This is a genomic window from bacterium, assembly GCA_021372535.1.
Lineage (GTDB): Bacteria > Latescibacterota > Latescibacteria > Latescibacterales > Latescibacteraceae > JAFGMP01.
Genome location: JAJFUH010000024.1, coordinates 24,088 through 32,568 on the forward strand (window position 1 = coordinate 24,088; position 8,481 = coordinate 32,568).

Sequence of the window (8,481 nt, forward strand, 5' to 3'; positions counted from 1 at the left end):
TACTATCTTTAGTAATTATTTAATGTCACACCAATAAAGATATAAATAAAAATTAAATCCGTGAAAATCCGTGTTCTATTAAATTTTGTGAACAGGTCGGGTTAAATATGTACGGAACAGTTTATAAAGGGCATTTATTGTTTTTGAACGGCGAGAACAGTCAGATAAGAAATTATGGCTGCTTTCTGAAGGTCGTATAGACATTCGCCCGGTGGACATCGTACCAGGGATGATCGAGAGGATTCAGGGTTGTGCGGTTGACAATGACATGATCGCCGTTTTCATCGTCGTATCCCCAGCCTGCCTGGTGGAAATAATAGAGTTTCCCATTACGGGCTCTGCCGAGATACAGGACAATATGACCGTAATTACCCGCCATGGTTATAACCGGCTCGAGCGCGGCGACCCGGGCCATTTTTTCTTCGGTGCTCAGGGACGGGTCGATATAGAACTGGTGGTCGGAAGCGCTCAGGATAAATGACGGATGTCTCCCTGTCTTTATCCCGAAACACCTGAGAAGGACACGCATCGTTCCGGCGCAGCTCCGCTTATTGTCCTGGTCGGCCCACCCGTACGGCTGATTGAGGAGTTTGAAAGCCTGTGTGATAACGTTCCGCTTGGTATAGGGCAGATACCCTTTATGGACATCGGCATCCGGCCTGATATACCCGTTCGCGACACCAAGCGACCCGTCTGGCCTGCGGTACGGCATTTTTACGGTATATCCCCCTTTGTCCTGCCTGATAAGGGGCATGATCGCCGAAAAATAGAGATACCGTGCAAAACCGGAAAACGCGGGATCGCCGTAAACAGGAATGCGGTGACCGGTCGCCATAAGAAAATTCCTGTCGTCGGTCAGCGCCCGCACCGTTTCCCTGTCAGCGAGCGCTATGTTCTCCGCAGGAACCCATCCACGGGTGACGGGGCTTTCGATATACAGGAAATCACCATCGGCCGACTGGTGAATCACGGCGACAGGATTTCCGATAAGGAGCGCGGTGGCCTGGAACATGTCCAGTTCCCACTGCGTGTCGCTGTATCCCGGTACTGCGGTCGGATAGTGGCGGACATTGCTGTGGTTGACAACGATCCCGAACCGTCTCGTAATGATATCGGGGACGGCATCGATATTCATGTCGTTCACAATCTCACGGCGCATGGTGTCGCTGTATATGGCATTCCTGTTGTCATAGAAGTCGCGGGAGTAGAGCCACTCGATGTTTTTTCCGAGACGCACCCTGAGGCTGTCCCCCGGAAGCGTATCGGGCAGTTCGATGGGCAGAAGCGGATTCATGACAGGCCCTTTGATCTGAGTGAGCTCGAAATCATTTTCGAGCGGGTCGGGCTTGCCGAAGTAATCCCTGAAAACGACGTGTTTACTGCGGACGCGCTCATTGAACGCGGCGATTTCGTCCGATGTCATGATAATCTCATCAGCGTCAGGCTGCAGGGCTATCCAGTAACCGGGGGAAAGCATTTCGGGCTCGACGCCGTCAAGAGTATCCGGAGCATGACGGGGCTTTGATTTCTGTGACCATATAACTGAACCGCACACTGTCAGAAAAACCATTACCGACAGCAGGAATATCGTGTTATATCTTTTTACGATCATCGATCGAATCCTAATAAAAGAATATGTATGATAACAGGCAACTTTAATAAAAATCGTGCCTTCTGTGCAATTTGTCAATGTTTTTTACTTAATCCGGATTTTTATCTGAAAATATTCAACCACGAAGACACAAAGACGCAAATTTGTATAACATATTATTTGTATTATTTTAAGCAATTATAAAACGATAACGCCCAAAAGATATAATTAAAAAAATCCGCGAAAATCCGCCCCATCCGCGAAAATCCGCGTTCTATTAAATTTTATGAATAGGTCTGGTTAAGCCTGCGGGTTAAAATAACCGGAAACCGAGACTGAAAAACGGGACAAACCCTTCTATATAGGGAGAATCCGGCAGACCTTCGTAATCGAGCGGATAAGGCTCGTTCGCACCGGTATGGATAAAATTGTCCAATTCGTCCTTGTAATACCAGTTGTGTTTCAAACCATACCAGCACCCGGTCTGGAGCACCACATAGCTTTTCTGGAGAATTCGTCTTTCAAAACTGATCTTGACCATGTAAGGAACCCAGCAGCCATCGGTGATACACGGTCTTTTATATTCGAACTGTTTTTCACCGCTTTTATACCTCTCTATCGGTTGTTCTCTCGTAATTTCTCCAAAGAAGTAATAGTCTTTTTTCAGCGGATAATCCACCATGAGACCTGCGGAAATATCGAATATCAAACGGTATGTATGACTGCTTGTAAATGCCATGAATCCTGTATGTACCGAGGCATAGTCAATAAGCAGGGATTTTTTACGCTCAAAATATACACCGTTTGACAGCAGCCCGATACCGGCAAACAGTGAAAAATGTTCGTTCTTCCCGGTAATATCATCAAACAGATAATAGCCTTTAATAAACAACGGTATCCCGAAAGCGGCCGATCCCTCTGAATAATAAACTGTCGGGGTGTCAAAAATGCCTTCCAGGAGGGCAACTGATGCTTTTTTTGTGGAGTCATTATAAGAATAATTATACAGATTTTTGATAAGATTTATTCGTTCGCTCTCCTGCATTTCCATACCGCGCTGCCATCGTGAGCTGTCGAAAGCATTGCTTGTCGAATCCGTCACCTTTTTTTCTTTCACTTTCCTGACATGCTCATCTTCCACCACAACCCGAACATACACATCACCCTGCAGGCGCCTGATATCCTTATATACCTGCCAGACGATCAGTTTTCTGCGGCCCGGCTCGACATCCCGGCCAACATCACCCTTCACCGTGCGGGGCACAATCAGGAAATTCAAGTCATCCTCTCGGAGCACCTCCAGACGAATCGTACACGGACCATCCGCGCGGAGATCATAGATCACCACGACCTCATCGTTGCCGTTGACCGTATAGTCCACGTTCGTCACATCGGCCGCAAATGACATGCTCCATAAGCAGAAAAATGTTACAAGAAACATGCCTGATGTTTTCATTGAGAACTTCAATTCCGCTCCTTTATACCTGTCACCGCATGAGCTATTTCAGTTTCACCAGTATCCGTTCCCTGTCGCCCTTGAACTGGGGATTCTGCGGACGGCCGTTATACAATGACCGGGCATAAAACGGTACGCCTTCCTGTTTATCGCTCACCACCTTATAAATATCGCCCGCGGTTATGGTATTCGCTCCCGATTCCACCATGTCGCGAACGGTTCTCAGAAACACATAGGTAAACAGACCGTGCTGTGACTCCGCATGCCAGCTTGAAATTTCTTCTTTCGCGCAGGATGTGAATACCGCTCCATTTTTCAACTGTTGGGCCGGGTCGACAACATCAATCACCACAGGGCTCGCCTCACTCACACCACTGAAACAGGCGTCCATCACCACAGTCGTCGACCGCGCTCCAATCTCGTCGAGCTTCTGATACAACAGCTCAACGGGGTAACCGTTGTTACGCAGGGACGAGGGTGTATTATCACAATCGACCGGAACGAAATAGCATTTTTTAGTGCCCGGGTCCGGCGCCCCGTGACCGCTGTAATATATGAACACATCGGTCCCGGCGGGATTCTGTATGATATTACGAAGACGTCCTGGGGCATCCATGCCGAAGATATCCCGCATTTCGGCAGAAGTCGCGTTCTCCAGCATGATTATATTGCCGTCCTCATACCCGAACACATCCGTCAGAAACCGCTTCATCAACCGGGCGTCGTTTACCGCGTAGTTAACATCCTTAGTCTCACCCCTGTAATCCGCATTCCCGATCACCACAGCAACGGCGCGCCGGTTCTTCACCTTTGTCACAGGCACATTCCATTCCATACCACTTTCGAACCGTGAAGGTGCAAAATCCATCTTCTGTGCTGAAACTCGTCCCTGGATATTCACTTCCCGGGCTCTCAGTTCCGTATTGACCGCCACACGCTCGTTGAGTTTCACCGGTTTGGGAAGGGCCGCCGTTTTTCCGAAACGCCCCTTCTTTTCGGTAATTTCCAGCGTTATCGGCAGGCTTGCGGGACCGTCGTACTTCTCCGGCACCGAAAAGGAAAACTCCACACGCCGCTCGGCACCGGGTTCCATGTCGCCCAGCGAAAATTCGGTACGCGACGTGGTCAGAAGACCGCCCCCTCCGACAAATTTAACCGAGACACCTTCCGCAAATCCCTGCCCGATGTTCTGGATCAGCACCGGCAGTGCGATCATTTCGCCCGGCTCGACACGCCCGTTGCCGTTACCGAACGAGGTATCGCCTTCCCTGTCCACCACGAGATTGTCTGCCACGACGAGTTCCGGAGGCACAAAGGCTCGGCAGGCGAGGTTCACTTTCATCGGCGCCGTTTTCGCCCCGTATCCCTCTGTGAGAGTGAAGGTGATACCCGCCGTGGTCAGTGGAAGCTCGTCGCTTGCCGACAACATGAACACCGCGCGCTTAGTCTCACCGGACTGAACCGTGCCGAAATCCGCAGTAGAGGGACGCACCATCAAACCTTTCGGAAGCTGCCCCTCATACGAAAGCTTCACATCATATGCCTTACCCGTGCCGCCGTTTTTCACTTCCACCGCCAGCTCGGCCTCCTGCCCGGCATCCATGAAGTTGTCCGGATCGAGAAATGTCACCGACATGGATAAATCCGGGGTCTGGTAGGAAAGATTCATTTTCTTCGCCTGACTTCGCCCCGTAGTATCGGCCGGAGCCGCTCCAGGTATGAGCAGGCACAGAGCCGCTATGACAAGAATTCGAGGTCTCATGTCGATCCTCCTTCTCTGGTATCTTTTCTCATATTTTCACGCCGTTGTGCTGGTTTCACACGCCTTCATTAAGTATCATATCTTCCCGTTGGCTCGAATGGTGAATCCGTTCACGGCCTGCGGACGACACGGAAACCTATGCTTTGGTGTTCTTCCGAAGGATTTGTTTCACTACGACATGCTGAAGTACAAGCTCCAGCAGAGTTACAATAGCATCCGCCACGTAATATCTTGTTACCGGAACCAGTAGAGGGTCCGGTGGGATCAATCTGGCTATCATAAGTATATGATCCATACCAATCGTTGCACCATTCACACACGTTCCCATGCATATCGAACAAACCCCATGAGTTCGGTGTCTTCCGGCCCACACTATGTGTATCCAGTCCACTGTTTCCATCATACCATCCAGCTCTGGAAAGATCACTTTCGTTATCACCTGTGTTGTATACTGTTGTCGTCCCCGCACGGCACGCATATTCCCACTCGGCTTCTGTCGGTAATCTGAATCCATTCTTATTAAAATCACACAACCATGTACTTTCGTTGTAACACTTTTCAAGACCTGCCTGATCGCTTAATTTGTTACAAAAAGACATTGCAACATACCACCTCACACTATCAACAGGAAACGTGGATCCTTTCCAACTTGATGGTTTCCTACCCATAACCGTTTCAAACTGGCCTTGTGTCACTTCAGTAATACTCATCTCGAAACTTGAAAGAGTCACTGTATGGACTGGTTGCTCATTATACCAACCATTGCCGGATATATCACCCATCTGGAAAGTTCCACCATGAATGTATAACATTGAAATTCCTGAAATCACTGTTAAAACGCCACCGGTTTGTGTTTTCGTAAAAGACTCGTTTGAATACCCTGATAACCCATTTTTATTAAACGCTCGTACTTGAAAGGTGTATTGTGTATTAGCTTTCAGCCCGTTAACTGAATAGGATGTCGCATTAGCGTTCACTGTACCTATTTCGATAAAGTCTCCAGAATTCTCTTTTCTTTCTATGCGAAATCCTTTCTCATTTGTCGAATTGTCTGTCCATGTCAGCTCGATTTCCGAATATGAGATTGCTACAGCTTGAAGGTTACTCGGTGAATCTGGAATATCGGTTAGAGTTCGAGTAATTGACTCATTTGAATAAGTAGAGGTTCCAAGGGTATTAAATGAAAGCACCCGGAATGTATACTGCGTATCAGCTGTCAGTCCGGTCACGGAATAGGTTGTCACACCTGCACCCACTGTCCCAATTTCGACAAAGCTCCCTTCCTCCATCTGCTCGATAATGAATCCCTGTTCATTCGATGAATTATCTGTCCAGTTCAACTTGATTTCTGAATATGAAATTGTTACAGCTTGAAGGTTACTCGGCGCTGCAGGGGGTTGATATTGAGTTCTTGCCGAAGACTCATTAGAGTATTCAGAGTTACCATTGGTACTATATGCCCGCACCCGGAATGTGTATAGGGTATCTGATTTTAGTCCAGTCGCGGAATAAGTCGTCACATCAGTGCCTACTATCCCGATTTCGATATAACTCCATGAACCTTCTTTACGCTCGATACGGAATCCCTGCTCATTTTTTGAATTGTCCTTCCAAGTAAGCTTAATTTCTGAATAAGAAATTGTTTCCGTTTGAAGGTTACTCGGACCGGGTTGTGTATGCGCTGAAGACTCGTTGGAATACGCAGAGTTACCAGCGGAATTATAAGCTTGCACTCGAAATGTATACTGGGTATCAGATTTCAACCATGTATCAGAATAGGTTGTCACTCCAGCGTCTACTGACAAGTAGGTAAAGCTCCCTGTCCCCTCCTTCTTTCCGATTATGAATCCCTGCTCACTGGTTGAATTATCTTTCCACGTCAGTTTAATTTCTGAAAATGAAATTGTTTCCGCTTGAAGGTTGCTTGGTGCTGCAGGCGCTTGCTTCGGTGTCAGCGTAATGTAAACTGTATTCGTCTCTCCCTTTATTATAGTAATATCATATGCAGAACCTGTATACGTAAGATTTCCTGATCCATCGTAACAATGCATCTCGGCTCTAATGCCCGATCCCGCCTTTATTTTTACCGTACCCGACACCACACGGCCGCTGACACTCATATCAGAATATGCGATCTGTACGTTTTCAGAATTATAGAATGTAATATCCGCGCGGACTGTCGGGGCTATGGCAATTTTTGCCGCTCCCGTTTGAACAAAGGTGGCTTGTATCACCACAAAGCCTTCTTCGGAGTCGCTGGAAATCGGATTCTTACGCTCATTGCAAGACAGGCAAACAAGGAACATCAACAATATGAGAAAAATTCTTTGCATTGTTATAAATTTCCATTCCATACCGTTCGCGTAATCCCTTTCATTCCGGAAGAGTTACCCTTATCGATGCCGTCCCTGAATCGTCCTGCTGTCCCGATCTTCCCAACAAGATTGCAGCAACCCCACCGGCGGCTACAACCGCTCCGAGAACAATCCACTTCGTTTTCGATTTCTTCTTTTGGATTGTTGTCGAAGGCCTTGATAAGCTTTCACCACCTTCCGCCACAACCTGAACATACACATCGCCCTGCAGGCGTTTTATATCCTTATAAACCTGCCATACGATCCGTTTCCCGCGACCCGGCTCGATGTTCGGGCCAATGTCGCCGCTCACTGTCCGGGGTACGATCAGAAAGTTTTTATCGTCTTCGCGGAGCACCTCGAGACGAATCGTGCACGGCCCGTCAGCGCGGAGATCGTAGGTCACCACGACCTCATCGTTGCCGTTGACTGTATAGTCCACGTTCGTCACATCGGCCGCGAAAGCCATGCTCTGAATGCCCAGCAGAGCGGCGATGAACACGCTCAGTATTTTCTTCGCTTCTCTCAATATGGAGCCTTTATAAGTCGGCTTTAATTATATAATTATGTCTTGTTAAAATTATAGAAATACAATCCATTTGTCAAGCACGATACATACGTTTCCTGGCCGCCTGAGTAACGGCGCGCAAGACGGAGTAATGTACGGATATTATTTGATAAATAGTGATCCAGTACTTCAGAATTCTGCGAAATAAAAACCCGTTGAAAAGCCCCTCGTCCACAACCGGTTTTCGGAAAAAGAATGGGTGCTGTCCGAGCGAGCCGAAGGCTCGTGAGTTCACACATTCCCGAAAAACGGGCGATGGACGGGGAAAAAGGCTTTTCTCGGGCGCCCTTTCCTTGGGATACTTTCCTTTGGGCGTGCAAAGGAAAGTATCATCTTTAAAGTGTTCTGAATAAATGGAAAAGCGCCAGTTTCCAAGTTGATATTCTTTAATAAATGAGTATTTTAAGGAAAGTAATATCTGTTCATAATAAGCATATTGATCATGTGTATCAATCGGATAACCTTCAATAATGGAACAGACAAATGAAAACTAAACTGCTATTTTTTATCGCCTTCCTGGTTGTAATAACCTGCTCAGCACTGAGTTCGCATGCGGAAAATCAAAATTCCGATTGGGATTTTGATTCAGCGTTCTATCTTGGTCATGGGCGCTATGTATGTTTTGAAAGAGGTCACAGCAAGGAGGAAGCAGTAATCAAGGTTATCGAACAATTTGCGCATACCATGAAAGCATTGGTATCATCACTGAAAGAATCATACGACGATTCCACCCGTGGTTATACAAATAAT

6 protein-coding genes are annotated in these 8,481 nt (G+C 47.4%); 1 reads left to right on the plus strand and 5 read right to left on the minus strand.

What is annotated here, in order from left to right; genetic code table 11:
- Positions 1 to 172 precede the first annotated feature (172 nt).
- The 5 genes from LLG96_02420 to LLG96_02440 all read right to left on the minus strand — a co-directional run bounded on the left by LLG96_02420 (position 173) and on the right by LLG96_02440 (position 7,692).
- Positions 173 to 1,612 carry an SH3 domain-containing protein gene (locus LLG96_02420; protein MCE5249055.1) on the minus strand — a complete coding sequence of 480 codons (1,440 nt, stop codon included), beginning with the start codon at positions 1,610 to 1,612 and terminating at the stop codon, positions 173 to 175.
- Between the two features lie 292 nt (positions 1,613 to 1,904).
- Positions 1,905 to 2,999: a hypothetical protein gene (locus LLG96_02425; protein ID MCE5249056.1), complete on the minus strand. Its 1,095-nt coding sequence runs from the start codon at positions 2,997 to 2,999 to the stop codon at positions 1,905 to 1,907.
- Between the two features lie 91 nt (positions 3,000 to 3,090).
- Positions 3,091 to 4,809, minus strand: coding sequence for a caspase family protein (locus LLG96_02430; protein MCE5249057.1), 1,719 nt, complete (start codon positions 4,807 to 4,809; stop codon positions 3,091 to 3,093).
- A gap of 110 nt (positions 4,810 to 4,919) precedes the next feature.
- On the minus strand, positions 4,920 to 7,163 hold the full coding sequence (locus tag LLG96_02435) for an SUMF1/EgtB/PvdO family nonheme iron enzyme (protein MCE5249058.1): 2,244 nt from the start codon (positions 7,161 to 7,163) through the stop codon (positions 4,920 to 4,922).
- 19 nt (positions 7,164 to 7,182) lie between these two features.
- Positions 7,183 to 7,692, minus strand: coding sequence for a hypothetical protein (locus tag LLG96_02440; protein ID MCE5249059.1), 510 nt, complete (start codon positions 7,690 to 7,692; stop codon positions 7,183 to 7,185).
- A gap of 522 nt (positions 7,693 to 8,214) precedes the next feature.
- Here LLG96_02440 and LLG96_02445 point away from each other — a divergent pair.
- A partial coding sequence (locus LLG96_02445; protein ID MCE5249060.1) for a hypothetical protein occupies positions 8,215 to 8,481 on the plus strand: 267 nt, incomplete at its 3' end.